Source organism: Ginsengibacter hankyongi (genome assembly GCF_008710285.1).
GTDB classification, from domain to species: domain Bacteria; phylum Bacteroidota; class Bacteroidia; order Chitinophagales; family Chitinophagaceae; genus Ginsengibacter; species Ginsengibacter hankyongi.
The window spans coordinates 1-1946 of sequence record NZ_VYQF01000019.1 but is presented as its reverse complement, the minus strand read 5'-3'; the positions used below and the strand labels follow the sequence as shown (position 1 = coordinate 1946).

Here is a 1946-nt window from a genome sequence, read left to right as displayed (position 1 = left end):
TAGCTTTTTGCCGGTTCCTGAAAAGGTCACTGAATTATAAATATCCAGGGCGCCGCCCAGGGAAACACCGGATGCATGGGTATTGCTGATGATGAGATTGTTCAAAGCATTATTTACAAAAGCATTTGCAGGTATGGTTTGAGCAGCCGAACCATTCATCTCTATGGTTCCATTGGCGGCATTAATAATACCTGAATTATTAATCGTTCCACCTAAATGTACCGTTAAGGTGATTTCAATATAGACTCCTGAATTTACAGTAAATGAACCTGCAATGGAATAGCTTGTAGTGTATTGTGATTGAGCTGTGGGCGTAGCTGCGATGGTTAGGTTGTTGAAGGCAAGGGTGCCGTTATTGATAAAAGCTGACGTGGCAGTTGACATTGTAACTGTGCCACCTGTTGGTGCGAAAGTTACCCCCGGGTTTATAGTTAAAGCTCCTGCTACATTATAACTGGCATTGTATTGTGATTGAGCAGTTGGAGTAGCTGCGATGGTTAAATTACTGAAGGTAAGCGTACCCCTGTTGCTGATACCTGAACCTGTCGCCGACATAGTTATAGTTCCACCAGAAGGTCCAAAAGTCACCCCTGAGTTAATCGTTAGAGCTCCTGCCACGTTATAACTGGCATTGTACTGCGATTGAGCTGCGGGAGTGGCTGCAATAATTAGATTATTAAAGGTAAGCGTACCACTATTAATGATCGATGAACTTGGTGAAGACATGGTGATAGTCCCGCCTGTCGGCGCAAAAGTCTTTCCCGCATTAATGGTAAGAGTTCCTGCTATATTATAACTTGCATTATATTGAGATTGGACAGTGGGCGTTGTACCTATAGTTAAATTAGTAAACGTAATTGTCCCACTGTTATTAATAGCTGAAGCGGGCGTATTCAGTGTAATAGTGCCGGTTGGCGCAAAATTTACTCCAGAATTTACTATAAGATTACCCTCAATAGTCACTGAAGCTACAACAACGCCTGCGGTATTGTTTATATTTAAATCATTGACTTTCGAAGGTAAGCCTGTGGAAGCCTGGCTGCTGCTACCGTTAAATTCATAATTTGCAGAAGCGCTCAATGTAACGGCTTTTTTTGTTATGCTGGCTGGCAAAGAACAGTTAGTTCCCTGTATACCATTTATATTCTTCGTCTTAAGCGTTGCGCCTGAACTTACTATAAAGTCGTTACCACCAAATCCACCTGCCATGGTTACCTGTGTTGAGGAAGTATTTGTAAAAATCACGGTACCATCGATGGTAACCTTGTCATTTTTAGAATTTATAGAAAGAGTTCCATCTATTTGTAAAGTAACTCCTGTTCCAATGGTCCAGTTAGTGGTTGTAGCGCAGGTTTGCCCTGCCTGTAAAATGAAAATATCCCCGGACGTTGAAAAATCCGAAGGGTGAGACCCGGTACCATTGGTATGGGTCCACCAGTTATTAACAGAAGTTGGATCCGCACTGTTAGAATAATAAGTTCCGGCATTTGCCCAAAAAGAAAACAGTGCAAAGAGAACAACAAAGCAAAATTTCAAATATGGATATTCCTTTAAGGCCATAGGAGTCTTTAATTCTCCCTATAACTAAATTTTGTAGAAATTTATTGTAAAAAAGGTCAAATAAAAACGACAATATTTGTAGAAAGATCACTAATTCAATTTAGGTTTTAATTTAAATACATTTAGTAAAGTATTGATCCTGTTTAGAAAACATGGAAATTCTTCGATGGTATTGTATAGATGAAGCGTGCCAGAGCTATGGATAATGTAGCCAGTATAGGTGCAATGTCCGGGAAGCATTTTGGGAAAAGAGATATCCATTGGTGGTCTAATAGATCAACTTGTTATTTGTTATAGTATCGTCGCTCCCGTTTATTTCCAGTTGATAGATTCCATGGGGGATATATTTATTGAATGGGATGGTTTCGATAGCAGTGCTGCCGTTG

Annotated in this window: 1 protein-coding gene; it reads right to left on the bottom strand. The window is 40.2% G+C overall.

Annotated elements, in window-relative coordinates; genetic code table 11:
- Positions 1-1560 (bottom strand): beta strand repeat-containing protein (locus FW778_RS22880; protein ID WP_150417248.1); only part of this gene is annotated, 1560 nt, incomplete at its 3' end.
- Positions 1561-1946 lie beyond the last annotated feature (386 nt).